The sequence below is a fragment of the Xenorhabdus sp. XBWT genome, assembly GCF_059072735.1.
Map to the genome: position 1 here is coordinate 877,768 of NZ_CM180990.1, position 23,123 is coordinate 900,890.

The following is a 23,123-nucleotide window of genomic DNA, read 5'->3' on the forward strand; positions in this document are numbered from 1 at the left end:
GTTATTCACTGACAGTCACACGTTCAATGATCACATCTTCATGTGGGACATCTTGGTGCATACCGCTGCGACCAGTAGAAACAGCTTTGATTTTATCAACCACATCCATGCCTTCAACGACTTCAGCAAATACGCAGTAACCCCAGCCGTCTGGACGCTCTGAACGGAAGTTCAGAAAATCGTTATCTACGACGTTGATGAAGAATTGGGCAGTTGCAGAGTGTGGATCATTAGTACGAGCCATTGCGAGAGTGCCGCGGCTGTTTTTCAGACCATTATTAGCTTCGTTCTTGATAGGAGCGTTAGTTGTTTTCTGTTTCATGCCCGGCTCAAAGCCGCCGCCTTGAATCATGAATCCATTGATAATACGGTGGAAAATTGTGTTGTCATAAAAACCTTCGGAACAATAACTCAAGAAATTTTCAACAGTTACAGGTGCTTGTTCTTCGAATGTTTTGATTGCAATATCGCCAAAATTGGTGTGGAAAATCACCATAATAGAAATCCTGATAATAGTTTTGGTTGACCCTGTATTTTAGGGGTTCGGAGAAACGTTGTTATATCATATCTGAGATAGTGAGTCAGTATTCGAAACAGTATCAGGTAAGGGCTGGCTTACGGTACTTGCAATGTATTGCATATCAAGGTGAAATACCTTATCTGATTTTAATATCTTAGTTTATCTCCCATGGGGTTCAAATTGCGGTCAACAAAGCTGCAACTCGAAGACGACGGGTATAATTTATATCGCTGATAAAGAAGCCCATAATCAGCAAATTCATTTGATTTTATTACACGTACATCAATTTTTACGGAAAACCCACTGATGCTAAAAATTTTCAATACTCTCAGCCGCCAAAAAGAAGAATTTAAGCCGATCCATGAAGGAAAAGTGGGCATGTACGTGTGTGGCATCACCATTTATGACTTGTGTCATATTGGTCACGGTAGAACGTTTGTTGCATTTGACGTGATTACCCGTTATCTGCGTTACTTGGGGTACGATCTGACCTATGTTCGTAACGTTACTGACGTAGATGACAAAATTATCAAGCGTGCAATTGAAAACAATGAAAGCTGCGACGATTTGACCACACGCATGTTGGCAGAAATGCACAATGACTTTGATGCGCTGAATATCTTGCGTCCAGATTCAGAACCTCGTGCGACACATCATATATCCGAAATTATTGAGATCACCGAAGAGCTGGTTAAGCGCAGACATGCTTATATTGCCACTAATGGCGATGTGATGTTTTCCATTGATACCAATCCTGTTTACGGCCTGCTTTCCCGTCAGGATTTAGAACAATTACAAGCTGGGGCACGTGTTGAAATCGCAGATGTAAAACGTAACCCAATGGATTTCGTATTGTGGAAAATGTCCAAGCCGGGTGAACCTAGCTGGGAATCTCCGTGGGGTGCAGGCCGCCCGGGTTGGCATATTGAATGTTCTGCCATGAACGGTAAGGCGCTTGGTCACCATTTTGATATCCACGGTGGTGGTTCTGATTTGATGTTCCCGCATCATGAAAATGAAATAGCGCAGTCTACTTGTGCTCATGACGGCCCTTACGTCAATTACTGGATGCATTCTGGCATGGTCATGGTGGATAGAGAGAAAATGTCCAAATCATTGAATAACTTTTTTACTATCCGTGACGTGCTGAAATATTACGATGCTGAAACGGTGCGTTACTTCTTACTGTCCGGCCACTATCGCAGCCAGTTGAACTACACGGAAGAGAACCTGAAACAGGCACGTACTGCCCTTGAGCGTCTCTATACCTCCCTGCGTGGTACAGATATAACGGTTCAGCCTGCTGGTGGAAAAACGTTTGAAGCGCGTTTCATTGAAGCAATGAATGATGATTTCAACACGCCGGAAGCATATTCAGTCCTGTTTGATATGGCTCGTGAAATCAACCGATTGAAGACAGAAAGTATGGCTGCGGCAAATGGTCTGGCGGCTGAACTGCGTAAGCTGTCGGGAGTTCTTGGCCTTTTGGAACAAAAGCCAGAACACTTCTTGCAGGGTGGGGCACAAGCGGACGATGATATTGCTCAAATTGAAGCGCTGATCAAACAGCGTAATGATGCTCGTAAAAATAAAGAGTGGGCATTGGCAGATGTGGCGCGTGACCAGTTAAATGAAATGGGAATAGAACTGGAAGACGGCCCACAGGGAACAACATGGCGTCGCAAATGACTGATTGTTTATTAGCTGAAATTTGAAATACCCCTTGAACCGCCCTTGATATGGGCGGTTCAGCTTTTATCGCGTTTACGTTTTTACAGTGATATTTTTAGTTGTAATACGTGGACGGAATAAAAATAGGCAGATTTATCGATGAGCATTCAGATATGCAGGATAAAAAGCACTTCCAGTGTGATACGTAGTTTTCCCTGACGTTTTATCTCGTTTCATGGCAACAAAAGAAGAATTGATTAAATGTTCAGGTAGTTGATCTGTGCTATCACTGGAAGCAGGATTAAGAAGAGAAATTTTTACTCTGCGTTTAGAGTTACTGACTTTATAAGACAAACCCAACAACCTTCTTGCAGCTCTATTACTTAACATAATTAACTCCGTTTCAGTTGTACGTAATCTTCTGAGTATAGCAATTTATTAGAAAACCAAAACATTTCAGCCATGCTTATTTATTAATATATCGTCAGTGTCACATATCCTGAGGATGAAACCAGATAAATTGATTTTCTGAAATCGAGAAAAAAGAAATTATGGAGAAATCACTTTTGGTCGAGAGGGTACGGTGTGGATACCGTAGGTATAAATGAAGAGATAATAAGAAAGTCTGTGAAATATAAATATAAATATAAACAATAACATGATGACAACCAATTATTGCTGAAAGGGATGTGAAAGTCTGAACCCATAGCGTCCCTTTGGGGAGAGATCAATGACCCCTTCTATGAAGGGGGATTTTTATTAGGCATACCAGATATGCTAAAGAAGGTTTCGGTGCTGATTATTCAACTTTCAACCTTTAAACTTTGTTTGCAGTAACTCGTCGCATCCACAATAAAGTCAGTACCAATACTGTCAGTGGCAAGCCGTGGAATATCAGGATTACTATGGAAGGTGGCAGCCAGACGTAGAATGGTGCGACCAGTAGCATTCCTATTCCAAAGCCAGTCATTTGTAATAATGTCAGCAAGCTGAAAATCGGCAGGCGTAAACTTTCCGGTTCGCTTTGCGCTCGGGATATCAGGCTGACCTCTGCAATTCCATCTCCAATTCCTGCCCAGATGGCAAATAGTAGCAACCAGAATATGCTGCTTTGCTGGAAGGTAAGGATAAATCCTGTCGACATCAGGGCAACGCCGATAAAGAAAAGTTTCTCCATTTTTAGTAGATCGCGGCTACGCAGTAAATAGCTCGCTAATCGCGCGCCACTGAATTTCCCTATCGCCCATGTCGCCAGTAATAATCCCATTGTGGTACTGGCGTTATCGGGGGTAAGGAGTTTTGAGATAATGGGGAAACCCACGTTATGGGCGGCGCTGCCCAGTGTATCAGCCAGACTGAGGAACAGCATTCCTGCCAGCATTGGCACACTACGTAAACCTTGGCGTAAATTTCTCCATTCATTACCAAGTTCTCTTGAGTTTTTCCTCTCCGGTAAGGAAAGGAAACGCAGGGGCATAATCAGGATCGCAGCCAGCAGGTAAGTGATAATATTGACGATAAATACTATTTCATAACCGCTGCTTGCGACCAGTAACCCTGAAACCAGACTGCCAAATACGGCCTCCGTTGCAGCAACGGAGGTTAGCCAGGAGTTTGTTGAAATACGTTGGGAAGCATGTACCCAGTAGGGTAGTTGGCTGTTTAGTCCGATAGCGAACATGGAGTTGCCTAAGCCAATCCCGAAGGCGATCACTGGTAAGATCGGTAATTGTTGCGAAACAGGGATCACCAATAACAGGGATAGTAAAATGACGCGCACGAGATCAAAAAAGACCAGCGGCCATCTTCCCGCAAATCGTCTGAAAAATGGGGTTCCGATCAAACTGGCAATAATGCCGCCCGCAACACGACAGGCAAGAAAAATACTGACGTGCATGACGCTGTTACTGAGCAGATATACATAGGTGGAGAGCGCCACCATATTCAGGAATGCGCCAAAATCGGAGACGAATCGGGCACTGACGATAAATAAGGCATTAAGACCAGACCAACGCAAATTCAAACTATTTTCCTGGCTTGACATTATTATTAGCTCTCTTGTTGTTCAGGAAGCTGCCGGAAGGTCACCAGCAATAGATCCCGAAAAGCCGCGTTTGTAGGAGATATTTGCCGAACATTGCTTGCTTGATGATAAAGTTGTTTATCGTTTATTGCGAGTGTTTCAAGAAAGTGTCCCATAGCGCAGTGTAACAAGGGCGGAGCTTCATATTCTGTTGCGTGAACTTCGGAAATCACCGGTTCGGTATTGTGGCTTTGGATAAAGTGCATAAAGATCCAATCCTGACCGTCTTGGTGAATACCGGAGGTTGTCGGACTTTCGTTACCGGCCTATGCTTTTACGCGAAATTGGTGAATATCAATTGCGTAGAGGTTTTCCCTCGTTAATTGATCACCTAAAATCGTAATGTCTGTTGCAAGTATGTGCTGCATGATGGGATCAGTGATGAATTCCTCTTCAGCATAACTGAGTTGATTAACTCCTTGTTTATATTCAATATCATAGGTGATGGATGAGCGATATTCAGTGTCCCGATTGAGTTGAAGCGGATTTTTTTGAGCAGGATGATAATAATAGCGCAGGATACGCCTTTCCCTATGAGTATAGTCTTTAAAGTTTTGGTCTAAGGCCAGATTATTCCAATGATCTTTGAACGTTTTCATCGCCTTTGGAGCAAAGGAAATCAATTCGCTGAAATGAGGAATGTGGCAATAATGCTCATTCATCAAACGTGCCGATATATCTGCAATTTGCATATTCTGGTTACCTTATGGAATAGGGACGATATGGAGAGTCTCTTCACTATCATTGATACCGCGCAGGAAGGGCATATTGGAAAATACGATTGGTACAACACTTTGGATACGGCGCACGGCAGCTTGAAATTCTTCACTTAGCTCAAGTGGATGACAGATATGGACGCCAAAGGCATTGATGTGATGCTTTTTTAATGTCTCTATGAGGGCATCGGTAATACGGTATGGATTAAATGTCAGTGCTCGGGAATGAACGCGGATTAGCAAGTCTTCTCTTATTTCCCTGATAGCGGCTAACGATTCATCTAATTTGTTATCTGTCAGCATCAAGGGATCGCCGCCGCTTAAGATCACTTCTTCCACCGAAGGTGTATTTTTGATGTAGTCGAGAGATTGTTGAAAGGAACTACGACCTGCATTTGATTTACCTGAATCGACCTTTAATGTCCGTAATGCTTCAAAGCAGAATTGACAGTAAGAGTTACAGGCATTCACCATCCGCAAAATTACGCGATTGTCATATTTATGCTGGCAGATGGGGGTTTTCATCTCTTCATTGAGTTCCCAGTTCTCGGATTCACCATCATAGCCATTGAGTTTTTCTTCATTCCAGAATGGAACCACTTGCCGCCAGAGTGGATTTATCGTGATATCGTCAGATTGGCTGGTGGCTAGAATTCTGCTGAGATAGTAGGGCGTGATTTGCATTTTCTGACCCTGCAAATTTTTCTGAATACGTTGAGTTACTTCATCATTCCATCCACCACAGGCGGTACGTAAATAAACCAATAACCATTTAAATACTATGGTTATCATCGTATTTGTTTTTAATCAAATTAATGTTTTTAGTTTGATAGGTTGGAGGGTATTTACGAAATTGATATATCAAATGTTGATATTAATGACTGTTTTTTTGAAAGTATCCAGTGTGATACATATGGCAAATAAGATATTTGGAATAGAAAAATTTGGCAGGGATAAATGTTGAAATGGGGGAGAAAGACGGATGAATATTTAATAGAAACATTCATCCGATATTAGAGATTATTTAGCCAAATACTTCTTGATGCTATTTTGAATGCCCGCTGCATCCAATCCTAAATCAGCGTGCAGCTCTTGTTGTGTTCCTTGTGGGATAAAATAATCTGGTAAACCAAGATTTAATACCGGAACTGACTGTTTCTCCTGCATCAAAAGCTCGTTAACACCACTACCCGCGCCGCCCATAATGGCGTTTTCTTCCAGGGTCACCAGTAAATTGTGGCTGGCTGCCATCTCAAGCGTCAGTTCTTTATCCAGCGGTTTAACAAAACGCATATCGACAACAGTTGCATTCAGATTTTCGGCTGCTTGCAGTGCATAGGGTAGCAATGTACCAAAGTTCAGGATTGCAATGCGCTCTCCCTGACGGCGGGTTATGCCTTTGCCAATGGGTAATGCCTCCAACGGCTGGAATTCAGCGCCTGTTCCTGTGCCGCGAGGATAACGAACGGCAGCCGGGCCTTCTTGATAGTGATGCCCTGTATGCAGCATTTGGCGACATTCATTTTCATCGCTGGGAGCCATGACCACCATATTCGGGATACAACGCAGGAATGAGAGATCAAATGCGCCTTGGTGGGTCTGCCCATCTGCACCAACAATGCCGCCACGGTCAATGGCAAACAATACAGGCAGGTTTTGGATGGCGATATCGTGGATCACCTGATCATAAGCACGTTGCAGGAAGGTGGAATAGATGGCGACAATCGGCTTGTAGCCACCGATAGCCAAACCTGCAGCAAAGGTAACAGCATGTTGTTCAGCAATTGCAACATCAAAATATTGTTCAGGATATTCGCGGGAGAAACGCACCATGCCGGAACCTTCTCGCATGGCTGGGGTGATTGCCATCAGTTTTTTATCCTGATCTGCTTCTTCACACAGCCAGTCACCGAAGATCTTGGAAAATGTCGGGCGAGTATCTGCGCTTTTAGGCAGGGAGCCAGTAGCAGGATCGAATTTTGGTACTGCATGCCAACTAATGGGATCTTTTTCCGCAGGCGCATAACCACGGCCTTTTTTGGTCATTATATGCAGGAATTGCGGTCCTTTCAGATCACGCATATTTTTCAGGGTCTGGGTCAGGGCGAGTACATCATGACCATCAACAGGCCCGATATAGTTAAAGCCAAGTTCTTCAAACAGAGTTCCCGGTACAACCATGCCTTTGAGATGTTCTTCGGTTTTCTTCAGCAATTCTTTGATAGGAGGCAGATTGGAAAAGACTTTTTTGCCACTTTCACGCAGGGTTGTATACAGTTTTCCTGACAGCAGTTGTGCCAGATGGTTGTTCAATGCCCCGACATTTTCAGAAATGGACATTTCATTGTCATTGAGAATAACCAGCATATCAGGATCGATATCTCCCGCATGGTTCATGGCTTCAAACGCCATTCCAGCTGTGATGGCACCATCCCCAATAACACAAACTGTTTTGCGTCCTTTGTCTTCGTGTTTTGCCGCGATTGCCATACCCAGACCTGCGCTGATTGAGGTGGATGAATGACCGACACATAAAGTGTCATATTCGCTTTCCTCGCGCCACGGAAAAGGATGCAGACCATTTTTTTGGCGAATGGTATCAATGCGATCACGGCGCCCTGTCAAAATTTTATGTGGATAGGCCTGATGACCAACATCCCAAACTAAATTGTCAAAGGGTGTTTTATAAACATAGTGGAGTGCGACGGTTAATTCTATAGAGCCAAGGCCGGAAGCAAAGTGGCCACTGGAACGACTGACACTATTTAGCAAAAATTGACGCAGTTCATCGCATAACTTTGGCAAAGTGTCTTTGGGTAGCAGGCGAAGCTCTTCTGGAGTTTCAGCCAAAGCCAATGTTGGATATTTCGCTATATCAATGCTCATGCTATGCCTGTATAAAATGCTATATACCCTTCAACTTGGAATCTATTGGGTATACCCGTTAGAAGTTTAATATTAAGAACCCTGTTACACCCGTCATCTTCAAATTACAGCTTTCTTGAAATCCATTGGGTATGTTATCCGTGTGTAATTGCTGGGTTCACCCCGTAAGGCGTTTTTGTGATTATTATGTTTATGTATAATTTGTGGGTCATATTAAATGAGTAATTAATATGACCCATATCTTAGTTATTTCTTTCAATGATAAAGTTAGCCAGTTTCTTTAAGCTTGTGGTGTTATATGACTGTTTTTCCAGCTCAGCAAGTGCGGCTATGGCTTCTTCATACAGATCTCGGGTTTTTTGCTGGGCTTGTTCCAGACCCAACAAGGCAGGATAGGTGCTTTTACCGAGTTGCTGGTCATTACCCTGACGCTTGCCAATCACCTCTGTATTACCAATGACATCCAAAATATCATCGTGTACCTGAAATGCCAGGCCAATAGCTTGGGCATATTGATCCAGCAAAGGCAGTACTTCACGACCACGGTGTCCTGCGCTATAAGCTCCCAGCCGGACAGCAGCACGTATTAATGCGCCCGTTTTATGTCTGTGAATTTGTTCCAGTGAGGATAAGTCGATTTGTTTACCTTCAGCTTCCAGATCCAGTGATTGCCCCCCGCACATGCCGGCAAAACCGCTGGCGTTTGCCAGTTCTGCGATCATTTCCAGACGATCAGATAAGGCAACATCTGGCATCTCTTGCTTGGACAGAATTTCAAAGGCCAATGACTGTAATGCATCGCCCGCCAAAATAGCCTGGCTTTCACCAAATTTGATATGACAGGCAGGCTGACCACGACGTAAGTCATCATTATCCATAGCGGGTAAATCATCATGGATAAGAGAATAAGCATGGATACATTCTATCGCGAGGGCAGCGGCATCAAGACTCTTTTTGCCGTATCCGAACATCTCGCCCACGCTGTAAACCAAGAATGGACGCAGCCGTTTTCCACCCAATACAGCACCATATTGCATAGCGATGCCTAATGGGCTGTTCAAAAAAGGTAATGAAGAAAAGATTGCCAGCAACTTGTCATTGACGTGTTGCTGGCAATCTTTTAATTGTTCTTCAAAAGGGATCTGATATTGTACGGACATAAATTTACTCAGTATCGGAAGAAAATTCATCAAGTGGCAATTGTGCATCATGATTCAATAAAATTTGCACCCGTTGCTCAGCCTGCTGGAGAGTTTTCTGCCCTTGTCTTACAAGTTGAATACCGCGTTCAAATTCATTTAACGCATTTTCTAATGGAAGCTCCCCGGATTCCAGCCGAATAACAATTTCTTCCAGCTCTTTCAGAGCGGTTTCAAATGTTGGAATCTGTTCGGTTTCTGATGTTTGATTTGCTTTAGACATAATGACTTAACTTATGGTTATTTAACGAATTACAGCAAAGCAAGTTCGTTACAGAATTGTAGAGTACCCTACTACACCAAGAAAAATAAATCATGCGTTACCGCTGTTTTTTTACAGCTATATTTCTTAAGGTTATGTAGTGAGATAATGTTATACTCTGCGCCCAATCTAACTGAACACTTAAGAACAATCATTGATATTGTTTGTGATAGTTCAACATTGAATGACTACTATATCTTACTATGAAGTTTATCATTAAATTATTCCCAGAAATTACGATCAAAAGCCAAACTGTCCGGTTACGCTTTATTAAAATTCTTGCCAGCAATATCCGTAATGTGCTGAAAACATTTGGAGAGGGCATTGCTGTTGTTCGCCATTGGGATAATATCGAAGTTCGGGTTAAAAATGATAACCTCGGTGCGGAAATTTGTGACGCACTGACACGTATTCCAGGTATTCACCATATCCTGCAAGTGGAAGAACGAAATTTTCGTGACTTGCATCATATCTTTGAACAAGCTTATGAAACATATGGCCATTTATTGCACGGCAAAACGTTTTGTGTCCGCGCAAAGCGTCGTGGCAAACACAGTTTTACCTCTAATGAAGTCGAACGTTATGTCGGCGGCGGGCTGAATCAACATATTGAATCTGCTAAGGTGAAACTGACTCACCCTGATGTGACTGTGAATCTGGAGATTGATCAGGACACATTGATTCTGGTTAAAGCTCGCCATGAAGGGATCGGCGGTTTCCCAATTGGTACACAGGAAGATGTACTGTCTCTGATCTCTGGTGGCTTTGACTCCGGCGTTTCCAGCTATATGCTGATGCGCCGTGGTTGCCGGGTGCACTATTGTTTCTTCAATCTTGGTGGCTCAGCCCATGAGATTGGTGTGAAACAGGTTGCCCATTATTTGTGGAACCGCTTTGGTAGTTCACATAAAGTCCGCTTTGTTGCCGTCAATTTTGAGCCGGTTGTGGCCGAAATTCTGGAAAAAGTGGATGACGGCCAAATGGGGGTCGTGCTGAAAAGAATGATGGTCAGAGCGGCATCTAAAATTGCAGAGCGCTACGGTGTGCAGGCAATTGTCACTGGTGAGGCATTAGGGCAGGTTTCCAGCCAGACTTTGACGAATTTAAGGCTGATTGATAATGCCTCAGATACGTTGATTCTTCGTCCTCTGATTTCTCATGATAAAGAGCACATTATTAAATTGGCTCGTGAGATTGGCACGGAAGATTTCGCTCGTACCATGCCGGAGTTTTGTGGTGTGATCTCAAAAAGTCCGACAGTGAAAGCCGTTAAGGCTAAAATTGAAGCGGAAGAAGATAATTTTGATTTAGAAATCTTAGAGCGGGTGATAAGTGAAGCTCAGAATCTGGATATTCGTCAGATAGCGGAACAGAGCAGCGAGCAGGTTGTTGAAGTAGAAATGGTAACGGAATTTTCTACTGATGATGTGCTACTGGATATTCGTTCTCCTGATGAACAGGATGAACGCCCGTTAAGTATGGGAGGGGTTGAAGTCCAATCATTGCCTTTCTATAAACTGAGCACTCAGTTTGGTGATCTGCCAAAAGAGAAAACGTATTTGCTTTATTGCGAGCGAGGTATGATGAGCCGTTTACAGGCACTATACCTGCGTGAACAAGGTTTTGAAAATGTGAAGGTATATCGGCCTTAATTTGTCGTTAAAGATATCGGGTTGCTTATTGGGTATATAAGTAACCCGATATGATTACTGAAGGTTTTGGTAATTATTAACACCAAGCGGCAATATGAGTTGAGCTGCAACTTCCGCAGCTTTCTCTTTTCCTTTCAATAATTCAATCAGCTTCAAGGCAAAGTCAAAAGCAGTTGCAGGCCCTTGGCTGGTCAGCAAATTAACTCTTTCATCGAAGTAAACCCGTTTATCAATCCACTTTTCGGGCGCAATTTTATCCTTCATACCGGGATAGCCAGTCATGTTCCCGACGGGGAAAAGTTGATGATGTTCTAGCACAATGGCTGGAGATGCACAGATTGCGGCAATGATTTTTCCCTGACTTTGTGCGATTCGAATTTTTTCTACTACTAATAAGCTGTCACGAAAACATTCTGCACCTTTTATCCCTCCGGGAAGGATAATGGCATCGAAATCTTCGTCAACCACGTTAACCAAAGGTACATCAGCCATGATTTTGACACCGCGTGAGCAGGTTAATATGAGGGAACCATCTGTTTCGGTACTGGCGACAGTGACATTAATTCCGGCTCGAACAAGTAAATCAATAGTCGTGACTGCTTCAGTTTCTTCACTACCGTGTGCCAGACAAATGAGTGATGATACGCTCATATTCTTCCTCCTTACGCTTAATGTAATGATAAATAGCTGTATTTTCTGCAATTTGAAGGCCGTGTATACGTGCTCGACGCAGTAAAAAACCGGTAATGTAGTCTATTTCTGTGTGCCGCTGTGATCGTATATCTTGCAGCATGGATGAGTAGTTTTCTGATGTTTGTTCAATCACATTCATGACGTGATCGATGAGTGTCTGTTTAGTCGTATGGATATCATCGTGCTCCATAACTTGTTGGATTTCATAACACAATAACTGAATTTGTGCTCGGTGATACTGTAACTCACCATTTTTGCAATCATACATGACTGTGAGTGGATTAATGACACAGTTGACGGCAAGTTTCATCCAACAGATGGTGTATATTTCATTATGCCAGGCCACATCGGGTAGAGAGTGATGCATGATATTAGCCAACTCACTGAGTTTATTTGAACTATTGGTCATTGAACCAATGTGAGTGATACCTTGTGATTTGTGATAAACAATGCCATTTTTCTGATAGGCCCCATGAGTAGTCACGCCCAGTAAAATGGGATTGGGTAAAGGCAAAAGTTCTTCTTGTGAACCCATTCCATTATGTAATAACAAGATTGGGCAATGAGGAGAAAGCTTGCTGGCAAGGTTATTAATAGCGTCAGAAACTCGCCATGATTTTAAACAAACCAAGAGTAACTCACTTTCAGCAAGATGTCGTTCGTTATTGGCCGGAAATTTCTCATGAAAAATCTCCCCGTTGGCGTTTTCGATCTGAATGGAAATAAATGGTTGTGGAACTCTTAGCCATGCTTGTACGTCGTGTTTTTGCTTAGATAAAGCGGCAAGCCACAGTTTGCCTATAGAGCCACAACCAAGAACAGTTATTTTCATATTTCTTCCTCGAGGAGCACTTTTATGGAAGCCTCGAATCGTAATTTCATGCTAAATGACCCCAAAACAGAATAAATTCTAAAAGATCGCAAGCCTCCCGAGTATAGAGCTTTTGCCGATAATGGAAAGCGGTTATCATGCCGATTTGTTGATTAGCAGGAGGTGACGGGCAATGCCATCATTTGATATTGTTTCAGAAGTTGATATGCAGGAAGTGCGTAACGCGGTAGAGAACGCACAAAGGGAATTAACCAATCGTTGGGATTTCCGCAATGTCAATGCGAGTTTTGAATTAAACGAAAAGAGCGAATCAGTCAAAATTGCAAGTGAATCTGATTTTCAGGTGAATCAATTAATTGATATTCTGCGTGAAAAATTTTCTAAGCGCGGAATTGATGGTTCTGTGCTCAACATTCCTGAAAATATGGTTCACAGCGGCAAAACATACAGTGTAGAAGCCTCCTTGTTGCAAGGCATTGATACACCGCTGGCGAAGAAGATTGTGAAGCTGATTAAAGACAGTAAGCTGAAAGTGCAGGCTCAGATTCAGGGCGAGCAAGTTCGGGTAACAGGTAAAGCTCGCGATGATCTGCAAGGTGTCATCGCATTGGTTCGTGGTGCTGAATTAGGCCAACCTTTCCAATTCACTAACTTCCGCGACTAACTTGCCGTCATAGGCAGATTTTTTTGGTTGGTTGATTGAGACAATTTTTGTGCTTATTTATTGAAGAGCAATAAGAAATTGTGAATTTATTCAGTGGGGGAGGTTTTTTAAACCCCTCTCTCGCGGCACCGCACGAGTGCTGGAAGAGTACGGTGTTTAATACTGATTATTCTACACCGTACCTTTTCAGTGAAAATTTTGCTTCGTTACAAACACAGCTAATTATTTATGGGACAAAACAAGCTGTTCTAATTGCTCTCGATTAGTCAGTTTTGTATCGACTTTGATATAAGCACTAAGCTCTTCTGGAACGATGACAATATCTTTTACACCAGCCTGTGCCAATATATTGTGTTCTAAGATATCAGGGTTGCTGAGTTTATTGGGTAAAATAAGTCTGATGCTGCTGACATACGGAGGCTGTCGCAATGTGAGACTGATAATGAACCAAAATGCGGTCAGTGCAATGCCTCCCATAAATACCAGTGACGCTCCTTGCAGTTCATACAACATTCCACCAAGAGTGCCGCCCAAAGCGACACCAAGGAATTGGCTAGTGGAATAAACCCCCATTGCTGTACCTTTATAGCCGGCAGGTGCTTCTTTGCTGATAAGTGAAGGTAATATGGCTTCCATAATATTAAACGCAAGGAAGAAAATTTGAATGCCCACAAAAATCCCCCAAAGATGTGATCTCTGCGACCATAAAACAACTTCAGCAATAAACAACATACCAATGCAAAGTACAAATACCTGCTTCATTCGACGTTTTACTTCTGCATAGATAATGAAAGGTAAAACAGCAACGAAGGAGATAAGCGTGGTGACCAAATACACTTTCCAGTGTTGTTCTGCTGGAAAACCTGCTTTTCCCATGATGAGGGGCAGAGCAACAAAGCTGGACATCAATAAGGTATGTAAGCTAAGGATACCAAAATTAAGTTTTAACAGTTGAGGATCAGAGAGTACTCGTTTAAAACTACCTCGGGCAATCCCTGATTCGCGATTTAGCGAGTGCTCATGTGTATTTGGAACGGCAAATAGTGTGATAAATATTCCACAGCCAGCAAGCACGGCGATTGCACTAAACAGCCCATTTAAGCCGATTTGATGAGTGATAATCGGGCCGACAACGATAGCAAAAGCAAATGTTATGCCAAAGCTAATGCCGATAAATGCCATGGCTTTTGTTCGGTTTTGTTCCCGGGTTAGGTCAGAAAGCAATGCCATGATTGCAGCAGATATTGCCCCTGTGCCCTGTAGGGCGCGTCCGATGATAATACCCCAGATAGAGTCACTTAATGCGGCAATAATACTGCCTAATACAAAAATGAACAGCCCACCGATGATTAAAGGCTTACGGCCAATTTTGTCTGAAAGAAGTCCAAATGGAATTTGAAAAATTGCCTGTGTCAGGCCGTAGATACCAATGGCAATGCCTATCAGTGCTTCAGTTGCCCCATGTAATTCTAAGCCATAGGTCGTCAAAACAGGTAAGACCATGAACATGCCTAACATGCGCAGAGAGAAAACAGAACCTAATCCCCATGTCGCTCGAAGTTCAAGCGGAGTCATTTTATTATCGTTCATGGATACCTCAAAAAATCTGATATGACATTTAACTTAGATGGCAACAAACAAAAAAATATGTATGTAACTGTCAGTTGTCATTGAATAGAGATAAAGGAAAGGAAAAGATGGCAGGTTTCAGCCTGCCATCTTTGATATTACCAGACGTAAGTCAGTAGGTTTTCTGGAGATGCTGATGAGTCTACAGACATCATGACACTTAATGACATGATAGCAATAATAGAAAACATAAATAACCTACGGGCCCAAAGACGGTCATTAGAGGTTTTATAACCAGATAATGCCATCCCCAGCCACCAGATGCTCACCGCAGTAGCAACGATGAGGTATTTATAACCTGCATAGCCACTAATGGTCAGCATCAATGTAGCAATGGTAAAGGCCAGAATATACAGTGTGATGTGGTTTTTCGCGACGGAAATACCTTTAATCACAGGTAATACTGGAATGTTAGCCGCTTGATAATCTTTGAACCTGAAAATAGCAATCGCATAAGAATGGGGCATCTGCCACAAGCTGAAGATCAACAACAGGATCAGCGCGCCTGTATCAAAATGACCCGCTACTGCACAGTAACCGATCACTGGTGGTGCTGCGCCTGACAAGCTACCAACCAGCGTGCCATAAACAGATTTCCGTTTCATGTAGAGGCTGTAAACCCCGACATAAATGACAAATCCGATAAAAGCTAACCACATTGCTAATGCATTGGCTGCTACATAGAGCAGCACCATGCCAGCAATACCTAACACTGAGGCGTAAATCAGGCTGATTTTCGGATCGATAAGCCCTTTCACAAGGACCCTTTCTTTCGTTCTTTCCATTATACGGTCGATATCGCGGTCGATATAGTTGTTGAATACACAACCTGATGCAACTACCAGCGATACCCCGACCATCGTTGCAAAGAATAAGAGGTAATCTATGACGCCCCTGGAAGCGAGTAGAAAACCACCAATCACAGAAATTAGATTCCCGAAAATAATTCCTGGTTTGGTCACTTGCAGGTATTGCTTAATCATTCAAATCAACCCTTAATCAACCATCATATTGATGTTCAGGTTGTACATAATCCACAGGGAGCCAACAACAACGATAGCGATGACCAATAATGTGAATAATAAAGCAACGAGGTTCCAACGCTCTTCAGACGATGTATTCATATGCAGGAAGCAGATAAAATGAACAAAAATCTGAATGACAGCCATCGCAACTACTGTCACGAGGATTGAGCTGTGGGAAGCTGTGCCTTCCATCACCATCCAAAATGGGATCACGGTCAGTATGACTGACAGTACAAAACCAATCATATAGGTTTTGAAACTACCGTGGCTGGCGCCGGAATGAGAAGTATTTGGATGACTCATTACATAGCTCCCATCAGATAAACGACAGTAAATACACAGATCCATACAACGTCAAGGAAGTGCCAGAACAGGCTCAGGCAGTTCAGGCGCATACGGTTCACATCAGTCAGGCCACGGCGTGAAACTTGAATCATCAGGATGATAATCCAGATCAGGCCGAAAGTGACGTGCAGACCGTGAGTAGCAACCAGTGCAAAGAATGCGGATAAGAATGCACTTGTTTGAGGACCAGCACCTTCCGTAATCAATTTATGGAATTCATACACTTCCATTGAAACGAAGCCAAGGCCAAGCAGGAAGGTAACAAATAGCCACAAGTTAACTTGAGCGACTTTACCTTTGTTCATGCTCAGCATGGCGAAACCATAGGTGATACTACTGAACAGCAGTAAGAAGGTTTCGACCAGTACAAATGGCAGTTCGAAAATATCTTTACCAGATGGGCCACCAGCAGTGCCATTAACCAGCACTGCATAGGTAGCGAACAGACTTGCAAACAGAACCAAGTCACTCATCAGGTAGACCCAGAAACCAAATATTTTGTTGGCTCCTGTATCGTGGTGCCCATGAGCGTCATGGGCGGCTGTGTTATTAAGGGTTTGAGTCGACATTATTTCACACCTGCCTTTCTCAGTTCTTCGTAACGCTGATTTTCAACTTTCTCGACTTCAGCTACAGGGACGTAATAATCAACGTCTTCGTCAAAGCTTTTCACGATGCAACTGATGATGATACCAGCGAAACTTGCGATAGCCATCCACCAGATATGCCAGATCAAAGCAAAGCCTAATACCAAACAGAATCCACTGATAATCACACCTGCGCCTGTATTTTTAGGCATATGAATTTCTTCATATTTAGCAGGGCGCTTATATTCAGTGCCTTTTTCTTTCATATCCCACCATGCATCACGAGTCTGGATATGTGGAACTTCAGCAAAGTTATAGAACGGAGGTGGAGATGAAGTTGACCATTCCAGAGTACGGGCACCCCATGGGTCACCAGTCAGATCTCGGTTTTGATCACGGTCACGGATACTGACGTAGAACTGGATAATCTGACACAGGATACCCAAGGCGATTAAGACTACACCGCCAGCTGCAACAACCAGCATAGAGTGGAATTCTGGATTGATATCTTGGCTCAGACGACGGGTCATACCCATGAAGCCCAGTGCGTATAGAGGCATGAAGGCAACGAAGAAGCCAGAGATCCAGAACCAGAATGCACGGACGCCCCATTTCTCATTCAGTGTGAAACCAAACGCTTTCGGGAACCAGTAAGTAGTACCTGCGAAGCAACCGAATACAACACCACCGATGATTACGTTATGGAAGTGAGCAATCAGGAACAAACTGTTGTGCAGAACGAAGTTTGCACCAGGTACCGCCAGCAGAACGCCGGTCATACCACCAATGGAGAAAGTGACCAAGAAGCCGACAGTCCACAGCATTGGGGTTTTGAATTCGATACGACCACGGTACATGGTGAACAGCCAGTTGAAGATCTTAACCCCGGTTGGGATCGAGATAATCATTGTGGCGATACCAAAGAAGGCGTTAACGTTCGCGCCAGAACCCATGGTAAAGAAGTGGTGCAACCATACAATGAACGACAGGATGGTAATAACAATTGTCGCCCATACCAGTGAGGTGTAACCAAACAGGCGTTTTTTCGAGAAGGTTGCAGTAACTTCAGAGAAGATACCAAATACTGGCAGAACCAGAATGTAAACTTCAGGATGACCCCAAGCCCAAATCAGGTTGATGTACATCATCATGTTGCCACCCATATCATTGGTAAAGAAATGGGTGCCCAGATAACGATCCAGAGTTAACAACGCAATAGTGACTGTCAGGATTGGGAACGCAGCAATGATCAGTACGTTGGTGCACAATGAAGCCCAGGTAAATACAGGGAGTTTCATCATGGACATACCTGGGGCACGCATGCGCAGGATGGTCACGAAGAAGTTAACACCTGTCAGCAATGTACCCACACCGGAAAGCTGAAGACTCCATATCCAGTAATCAACCCCAACTCCAGGATTATATTCCAGACCGGATAGAGGCGGGTATGCCAGCCAACCAGTTTGTGCAAACTCACCTATCCCCAGAGAGATGTTGATGAGTGCGACACCAACAACAAACAACCAGAAGCTCAAAGAGTTCAAGAATGGGAATGCAACGTCACGTGCGCCGATTTGCAGAGGAACAACAATGTTCATCAGACCGACAACGAAAGGCATTGCCATAAAGAAGATCATGATAACGCCGTGAGCGGTAAAGATCTGGTCATAATGGTGCGGGGGCAGGAAACCTGCTTCGCCTGCGGAAGCAAGGGCTTGCTGTCCGCGCATCATGATGGCGTCAGCGAAACCACGAACCATCATTACCATGGCAACGACGATGTACATGACACCAATTTTTTTATGGTCAACGCTGGTTAACCATTCGCTCCAGAGCCATTTCCATTTACGGAAATAAGTTAAGGTACCAACAACTGCCAGTCCCCCAAGCAAGATCCCAAGCAATGTCACCACAATAATGGGTTCATGTAATGGGATCGCATCCAGTGTTAATTTTCCCCACATGTCTTTATTCCTCAACACCTGCATGAGCCGGCTGACTCATATTCATATTATGACCCGCAGCTTCACCATGTTCTGTTTTTTCGTGACCAGATTTACCATGGTCAGACATACCAAACATACCAGTATGACCCATATCACCCATAAATTTGGCGATAGTTTCTTGGAACAGTTTTGGTTTCACGTTTGAGAAGTATTCAACTGGATTGTTTTGGCTAGGTTTAGCTAACTCATTGAATGCTTGCACGGTATCCAGGGTTTTAGGTGAGGCTTTAACTTTTTGCACCCACTCTTCAAAACCTGCACGATCCTCAGCTGCCGTTGCAGTGAATTTCATGCCGGAGAAACCATGACCACTGTAACTGGCTGAGAAACCATCGTATTTACCTGCAGAGTTAGCAATTAAGTGCAGTTTGGTCTGCATACCTGCCATTGCATAAATCTGCCCACCTAACTGTGGGATGAAAAAAGAGTTCATCACAGAGTCAGAAGTGATTTTGAAGTTAATTGGCACGTCTTTAGGGAATACAATTTCATTTACAGTTGCAATACCCTGCTCCGGATAGATAAACAGCCATTTCCAGTCAAGCGAAATAACTTCAATCGTTACCGGTTTCACATCACTGTCCAATGGCTTATATGGATCGAGCTCATGAGTCGTTTTCCATGTAATCGTTGCCAAAGTGATGATAATCAGAATAGGCACAGTCCAGACAACCAACTCAATTTTATTTGAGTGTGCCCAGTTTGGACGATAAGTGGCAGATTTGTTGGCTTCCCGGTAACGTAGGGCAAAAATGATTGCCATTACAATTGCCGGAATAACAACGATCAGCATCAGGCCAAACGCTGTTAGTATCAGCGTTTTTTGCTCAACGCCGATCGCCCCCTTGGGATTCATCAATACCATATCGCAACCACTTAGCATTAAAATGGCTGCGAATAGTGACGATAACCCAATAGTTTTTTTGTATTTCATAAGTCTCATTGAGCGACCCCAGATAACAAAAGCTTTATTGTCGTTTCATCAGTGGGGGCATTCTACGGTAAGGTTACCGGAGTGTAAACAATTGTAATGGAAGCAGGTTAGCTTGTAGGCTTTTTATGCTAGGGGGATCACATGTAATACTAACTTTAATAAAAGGTTAATTTTGAGTGGTTATCTAATCCAAAAAATCAAAATAGACATTTTTTAATGTCTAACTATCTATTTTTTAAGGTATAATTTTTATTAAAATAAAAGAAAAAATAACTTTCATACGCGTCGTAAACGATAAGATAACTATTATTTCTTGGGAACAATGAGCAGCCAGAAGCTGCCCAGTGAAAAATTAGTTATTAGAAATTATATTTCACACTGTAAACAATGCCATCTTGCCAGAAGTCTTCTCCCAATTTATTATCTGCATAGCGGTATTGAATGCCGGTTGTGAAAGAGGAATGTGGAGTCCACCATAATGCAATAGCACCATTCACGCCTTCGCGTCCGCCGTTACCGTAACGTTTATTGCGGTTCAACTCAATTTCATTCCAGTTTGTGACACTGAATTTTTGTTCCCACAGGTTGAAATCGTATCCTGCTACCCAACCTACGACATACCCGTTATTTCCTGAGTAGAAAGTTTGGTCAACATAGTGCAGGGCGACAAACGGTTTGAGCCATAAACCTGCAAGCGTTGTATTATAGCCCAATCCATAGAGTGTATTGACTTCATGGAAGTTTCCGCCGTTTGCTTTGCCTGGTAATGAATAGGTTCCATAGACATGACCATAGAGGTTGAAACCAGTATCACCCAGATAGAAACGGCTTGTTGTTTTAAAGGTGTAACGTTGGTTATCACCCGGTTGTGCAGTTTTACTGTTAAATGGATTTTCTAAATCAGCGAAACCATATAGCTCTCCCCAGCTGAAATCAGCACCGCCTTCCAGTTCCAAATAGGCAAAGTCATCTTTATGGGAGGTTTGCCCAGTTTTTTGTGTAGTGTGGTTGTTCCAATCAAGGTAGTTCATGCTGGCATTGGCAAACCCCCTTTGGTATTCCGCGCTAGCTGAAGCAGAAACCAAGGCAGCGGCAACTGTAGTGAGTGTTAAAATATGTCTTTTCATAAATTCCCTTTATATGGTTTTAAAGTGATTAAAAATATTTCGAATAGTTAGAAATAAAATACTAAATAGCTGTTCCAAATAATAGATCACGGGCAGGGAACTCAATCCGAATTGAGCAATCTGATTAATCGCCAAACCAAAAAAATCCCCCATAGGACTGAGTTATGCCCATAATAGCATCGATACCGCACAATGAGCACCGCTTAATGAAAAAACCCTACGGAATTTGAACCTGTGACCTACGGTTTAGAAGGGTAATTTTAGGTGATTTCTATCGATTTCATTACATTTCATCTTTTTGATTTTAAATAAATTTTACATATTAAATGGTTTCATTCTCTATCATACTACTTCACCACTAAGACACCCATTAGATCACCCGTAATTACGGCTGGATTACTCCTTACCGATAGCAAGATAAAAGGTAGAACAGCTATTCGGCTATTTAATAAATTTCCCTATTTGAGAAAGAAAAAGCTGTGGGGAAATCATTTTTGGGCAAGGGATTACTGCGTAGATACCGTGGGTATAAATGAAAAAATGATAAGGAAGTATGTGAAGTACCAAGAGAAGCAAGAACATGAGGACAATCAATTATTGCTGGAAGGGATGTGAAGTGAAGGCACTCAAAATCTGAACTCATAGCGCCTCTTTGGGGCGAAATCAATGCCCCCTTCTATGAAAGGGGACTTTTACGAATAAACATTAAGTGGTTCTGTACACTAATAATATATATTATCTCAGAATATTATTCTGCAACAGCAATCATTTTGACTTTTTACGCTGCCACTGTCGGATGCCGTTTTTTATTTCACTTGATTTAATTTAGCCTTTACTCCGAGAGCATAAAAGACCGTGGGGCATTTATACTCTCCTACAGGTACCCATAAAATTTAATGGTCGAGTTGCTTATCAGATAGCCCTTGAAACTCAAAAGGTTCGCTATCAACATAATCTTTAGTGGCATCACCTGAGAAAATATTGCTTTGTTCTTTACCTAATTCCAGTTTTTTCACTTTACCGGTTTCGGCTGAGAAATCGATTTTCTTTAGATCTGTCCAGAAAATATTCGGTGTTAGTACAGACTCAAAGAAATAGAGTTGGCGTTTATGATCAGCCAATGTCCGCCAACGTGTTGATGAAATTTCTGGAGACTCGCTTAAATTTAACCCGTAAGGAACCGAAACGTTACGAATTACACTGAACACACCAGCAACGGCTTTATTGGGTGTCGTTTTTTGTGGGATAGCATTAATATAGAATTGAGCGCGAGCAGATCTGTCCTCAGAACTATTGGAGCCTGGAAGATCCTCAGGGTTCGAAATTTTGTCCCATTCCAATTGTTCTTCATATATTGGTGAATTCGTCATCACCTGATATTCACGGCTATGATGAATCACTTGTTCACCGTCAATATATTCAATAATTGCACTATCACCACTCGCATCTGATAATGATAAATGCAATGTCGCTAAACGGTCTTGGTGCGGCACGTTATCCGTCATCACTACGAAAGGTGTCTTTTTCAGTGATTCGACGGCTTCAGCTACTGTCGCGTAATTATCTAGCATATATTGCGCCCACAATGAAATTGATAATGCAGGCCGCTTATCATTTTGTTGTGGATATTTAGATTCAGCTAACCATAATAAGTTAGCCATAAGACCTTTTTCGTTAATACCATCTGTGGTTGAAATATCGTAGCCAGATGCAATCACGCTACCATATTTAGATTTCCATTTAATAGAATTAGGGCCTGCAATACCATCCCTGTTTATGCCTCGTGGAAATATCCATAAATTTGTTTCGATTTCTAATTTCCAATCCATCGTTCTTGTTGTGATGGTTTGTTCATCTTTACCTAAATAAACTATACGAGTACACATGTCATCTCCTAAGATAAAAAGTGAAAATAGATAGATTTCTTCACCTTATAGAAATTATTTTCCTACACTTTATGCCTAAATTTAATGATAGATATATAGATGATTCTCTCACGAATTTAAGAAGAATGACATAAAATGACTGAATGGAAATTAATAAAATCTCTTCCTCCTATAAATAATTTCGATGCCATGCCGCATGAAAGGATTATTCTGAACTACAAATTAATTTCATTGAATCACATAACAGCTGAAGTATCAGCTTATGGTATATGGTAAAATCGCAATTATTCAGAAAATTAAAAAGGTTGTTTATGGGCTTGATTAAAACCCTGTAACTGTCGTTCCGCGTCAAGAGGGTGTAGATAACGCACTGGACCAATTCCTGTCGTGGGGTGAAATCAATTCT

Annotated in this window: 20 protein-coding genes and 3 pseudogenes; 5 read left to right on the top strand and 18 right to left on the bottom strand. The window is 42.5% G+C overall.

The genetic code is table 11. From position 1 onward, the window contains the following. Position 1 precedes the first annotated feature (1 nt). Positions 2-496: a peptidylprolyl isomerase B gene (gene ppiB, locus AC5JQI_RS03835; RefSeq protein ID WP_323853242.1), complete on the bottom strand. Its 495-nt coding sequence runs from the start codon at positions 494-496 to the stop codon at positions 2-4. A gap of 330 nt (positions 497-826) precedes the next feature. Between ppiB and cysS the strand changes: the two genes are divergently transcribed. Next, positions 827-2,209, top strand: coding sequence for a cysteine--tRNA ligase (gene cysS, locus AC5JQI_RS03840; protein ID WP_493913795.1), 1,383 nt, complete (start codon positions 827-829; stop codon positions 2,207-2,209). 135 nt (positions 2,210-2,344) lie between these two features. Here the strand turns inward: cysS and sra are convergent, their stop codons facing one another. Next, a complete protein-coding gene (gene sra / locus AC5JQI_RS03845; protein WP_493913796.1) occupies positions 2,345-2,581 on the bottom strand; it encodes a stationary-phase-induced ribosome-associated protein in 237 nt (78 codons plus the stop codon). A 147-nt stretch (positions 2,582-2,728) separates the two neighbouring features. Here sra and AC5JQI_RS03850 point away from each other — a divergent pair. Continuing rightward, positions 2,729-2,848, top strand: a pseudogene (locus AC5JQI_RS03850) (transposase); the annotation flags it as partial. A gap of 160 nt (positions 2,849-3,008) precedes the next feature. On the opposite strand, the gene AC5JQI_RS03855 reads toward AC5JQI_RS03850, so the two are convergent. The 6 genes and pseudogenes from AC5JQI_RS03855 to xseB form a co-directional block, all read right to left on the bottom strand. Beyond that, the gene (locus tag AC5JQI_RS03855; protein WP_493913797.1) at positions 3,009-4,235 is read right to left on the bottom strand and encodes an MFS transporter; all 1,227 of its coding nucleotides are present in this window, start codon (positions 4,233-4,235) and stop codon (positions 3,009-3,011) included. A 5-nt stretch (positions 4,236-4,240) separates the two neighbouring features. Further along, positions 4,241-4,966: pseudogene (locus AC5JQI_RS03860) on the bottom strand (2OG-Fe dioxygenase family protein). A gap of 12 nt (positions 4,967-4,978) precedes the next feature. Continuing rightward, entirely contained in the window at positions 4,979-5,782 is an 804-nt protein-coding gene (locus AC5JQI_RS03865) for a KamA family radical SAM protein (protein WP_493913798.1), read from the bottom strand. Between the two features lie 228 nt (positions 5,783-6,010). Next, complete coding sequence (dxs, locus tag AC5JQI_RS03870; RefSeq protein ID WP_493913799.1) at positions 6,011-7,876, bottom strand: 1-deoxy-D-xylulose-5-phosphate synthase; 1,866 nt, start codon at positions 7,874-7,876, stop codon at positions 6,011-6,013. Between the two features lie 242 nt (positions 7,877-8,118). After that, on the bottom strand, positions 8,119-9,036 hold the full coding sequence (ispA, locus tag AC5JQI_RS03875; RefSeq protein WP_493913800.1) for a (2E,6E)-farnesyl diphosphate synthase: 918 nt from the start codon (positions 9,034-9,036) through the stop codon (positions 8,119-8,121). A 4-nt stretch (positions 9,037-9,040) separates the two neighbouring features. Next, a complete protein-coding gene (xseB, locus tag AC5JQI_RS03880) occupies positions 9,041-9,298 on the bottom strand; it encodes an exodeoxyribonuclease VII small subunit (protein ID WP_493913801.1) in 258 nt (85 codons plus the stop codon). Between the two features lie 242 nt (positions 9,299-9,540). Between xseB and thiI the strand changes: the two genes are divergently transcribed. Further along, positions 9,541-10,989 (top strand): tRNA uracil 4-sulfurtransferase ThiI, encoded by a 1,449-nt coding sequence (thiI, locus tag AC5JQI_RS03885; RefSeq protein ID WP_493913802.1) that lies wholly within the window; start codon positions 9,541-9,543, stop codon positions 10,987-10,989. 54 nt (positions 10,990-11,043) lie between these two features. Here the strand turns inward: thiI and yajL are convergent, their stop codons facing one another. Continuing rightward, on the bottom strand, positions 11,044-11,640 hold the full coding sequence (gene yajL / locus AC5JQI_RS03890) for a protein deglycase YajL (protein WP_493913803.1): 597 nt from the start codon (positions 11,638-11,640) through the stop codon (positions 11,044-11,046). Then, positions 11,603-12,514: a 2-dehydropantoate 2-reductase gene (panE, locus tag AC5JQI_RS03895; protein WP_493913804.1), complete on the bottom strand. Its 912-nt coding sequence runs from the start codon at positions 12,512-12,514 to the stop codon at positions 11,603-11,605. Before panE ends, yajL begins: the two co-directional genes overlap by 38 nt. Positions 12,515-12,686: 172 nt before the next feature. On the opposite strand from panE, the gene AC5JQI_RS03900 reads away from it, so the two are divergent. Further along, positions 12,687-13,178 carry a YajQ family cyclic di-GMP-binding protein gene (locus AC5JQI_RS03900; protein WP_323853254.1) on the top strand — a complete coding sequence of 164 codons (492 nt, stop codon included), beginning with the start codon at positions 12,687-12,689 and terminating at the stop codon, positions 13,176-13,178. A 222-nt stretch (positions 13,179-13,400) separates the two neighbouring features. Here AC5JQI_RS03900 and AC5JQI_RS03905 read toward each other — a convergent pair whose 3' ends face one another. The 7 genes from AC5JQI_RS03905 to AC5JQI_RS03935 all read right to left on the bottom strand — a co-directional run bounded on the left by AC5JQI_RS03905 (position 13,401) and on the right by AC5JQI_RS03935 (position 20,831). Then, positions 13,401-14,768 (bottom strand): MFS transporter, encoded by a 1,368-nt coding sequence (locus tag AC5JQI_RS03905; RefSeq protein ID WP_493913805.1) that lies wholly within the window; start codon positions 14,766-14,768, stop codon positions 13,401-13,403. Between the two features lie 137 nt (positions 14,769-14,905). After that, positions 14,906-15,790 (bottom strand): heme o synthase, encoded by an 885-nt coding sequence (gene cyoE, locus AC5JQI_RS03910; RefSeq protein ID WP_493913806.1) that lies wholly within the window; start codon positions 15,788-15,790, stop codon positions 14,906-14,908. 12 nt (positions 15,791-15,802) lie between these two features. Continuing rightward, the gene (locus AC5JQI_RS03915) at positions 15,803-16,135 is read right to left on the bottom strand and encodes a cytochrome o ubiquinol oxidase subunit IV (RefSeq protein ID WP_092548292.1); all 333 of its coding nucleotides are present in this window, start codon (positions 16,133-16,135) and stop codon (positions 15,803-15,805) included. Continuing rightward, positions 16,135-16,746 (bottom strand): cytochrome o ubiquinol oxidase subunit III, encoded by a 612-nt coding sequence (locus tag AC5JQI_RS03920; protein WP_493913807.1) that lies wholly within the window; start codon positions 16,744-16,746, stop codon positions 16,135-16,137. Before AC5JQI_RS03920 ends, AC5JQI_RS03915 begins: the two co-directional genes overlap by 1 nt. Then, positions 16,746-18,728, bottom strand: coding sequence for a cytochrome o ubiquinol oxidase subunit I (gene cyoB, locus AC5JQI_RS03925; protein WP_237385472.1), 1,983 nt, complete (start codon positions 18,726-18,728; stop codon positions 16,746-16,748). The genes AC5JQI_RS03920 and cyoB overlap by 1 nt, the downstream gene beginning before the upstream one ends. Positions 18,729-18,732: 4 nt before the next feature. Beyond that, positions 18,733-19,713 (bottom strand): cytochrome o ubiquinol oxidase subunit II, encoded by a 981-nt coding sequence (cyoA, locus tag AC5JQI_RS03930; protein ID WP_237385471.1) that lies wholly within the window; start codon positions 19,711-19,713, stop codon positions 18,733-18,735. 350 nt (positions 19,714-20,063) lie between these two features. Continuing rightward, positions 20,064-20,831: a nucleoside-specific channel-forming Tsx family protein gene (locus AC5JQI_RS03935; RefSeq protein WP_493913808.1), complete on the bottom strand. Its 768-nt coding sequence runs from the start codon at positions 20,829-20,831 to the stop codon at positions 20,064-20,066. A 417-nt stretch (positions 20,832-21,248) separates the two neighbouring features. Between AC5JQI_RS03935 and AC5JQI_RS03940 the strand changes: the two are divergent. Beyond that, positions 21,249-21,446 (top strand): annotated as a pseudogene (locus AC5JQI_RS03940) (transposase); the annotation flags it as partial. 278 nt (positions 21,447-21,724) lie between these two features. Here the strand turns inward: AC5JQI_RS03940 and AC5JQI_RS03945 are convergent. Continuing rightward, complete coding sequence (locus AC5JQI_RS03945) at positions 21,725-22,717, bottom strand: linear amide C-N hydrolase (RefSeq protein WP_493913809.1); 993 nt, start codon at positions 22,715-22,717, stop codon at positions 21,725-21,727. Positions 22,718-23,123: the final 406 nt, after the last annotated feature.

Coding starts and splice junctions, on each gene's coding strand:
- ppiB (WP_323853242.1), bottom strand. CDS start 496: ATGGTGATTTTCCACACCAATTTTGGCGATATTGCAATCAAAACATTC.
- cysS (WP_493913795.1), top strand. CDS start 827: ATGCTAAAAATTTTCAATACTCTCAGCCGCCAAAAAGAAGAATTTAAG.
- sra (WP_493913796.1), bottom strand. CDS start 2,581: ATGTTAAGTAATAGAGCTGCAAGAAGGTTGTTGGGTTTGTCTTATAAA.
- AC5JQI_RS03855 (WP_493913797.1), bottom strand. CDS start 4,235: ATGTCAAGCCAGGAAAATAGTTTGAATTTGCGTTGGTCTGGTCTTAAT.
- AC5JQI_RS03865 (WP_493913798.1), bottom strand. CDS start 5,782: ATGATAACCATAGTATTTAAATGGTTATTGGTTTATTTACGTACCGCC.
- dxs (WP_493913799.1), bottom strand. CDS start 7,876: ATGAGCATTGATATAGCGAAATATCCAACATTGGCTTTGGCTGAAACT.
- ispA (WP_493913800.1), bottom strand. CDS start 9,036: ATGTCCGTACAATATCAGATCCCTTTTGAAGAACAATTAAAAGATTGC.
- xseB (WP_493913801.1), bottom strand. CDS start 9,298: ATGTCTAAAGCAAATCAAACATCAGAAACCGAACAGATTCCAACATTT.
- thiI (WP_493913802.1), top strand. CDS start 9,541: ATGAAGTTTATCATTAAATTATTCCCAGAAATTACGATCAAAAGCCAA.
- yajL (WP_493913803.1), bottom strand. CDS start 11,640: ATGAGCGTATCATCACTCATTTGTCTGGCACACGGTAGTGAAGAAACT.
- panE (WP_493913804.1), bottom strand. CDS start 12,514: ATGAAAATAACTGTTCTTGGTTGTGGCTCTATAGGCAAACTGTGGCTT.
- AC5JQI_RS03900 (WP_323853254.1), top strand. CDS start 12,687: ATGCCATCATTTGATATTGTTTCAGAAGTTGATATGCAGGAAGTGCGT.
- AC5JQI_RS03905 (WP_493913805.1), bottom strand. CDS start 14,768: ATGAACGATAATAAAATGACTCCGCTTGAACTTCGAGCGACATGGGGA.
- cyoE (WP_493913806.1), bottom strand. CDS start 15,790: ATGATTAAGCAATACCTGCAAGTGACCAAACCAGGAATTATTTTCGGG.
- AC5JQI_RS03915 (WP_092548292.1), bottom strand. CDS start 16,135: ATGAGTCATCCAAATACTTCTCATTCCGGCGCCAGCCACGGTAGTTTC.
- AC5JQI_RS03920 (WP_493913807.1), bottom strand. CDS start 16,746: ATGTCGACTCAAACCCTTAATAACACAGCCGCCCATGACGCTCATGGG.
- cyoB (WP_237385472.1), bottom strand. CDS start 18,728: ATGTGGGGAAAATTAACACTGGATGCGATCCCATTACATGAACCCATT.
- cyoA (WP_237385471.1), bottom strand. CDS start 19,713: ATGAGACTTATGAAATACAAAAAAACTATTGGGTTATCGTCACTATTC.
- AC5JQI_RS03935 (WP_493913808.1), bottom strand. CDS start 20,831: ATGAAAAGACATATTTTAACACTCACTACAGTTGCCGCTGCCTTGGTT.
- AC5JQI_RS03945 (WP_493913809.1), bottom strand. CDS start 22,717: ATGTGTACTCGTATAGTTTATTTAGGTAAAGATGAACAAACCATCACA.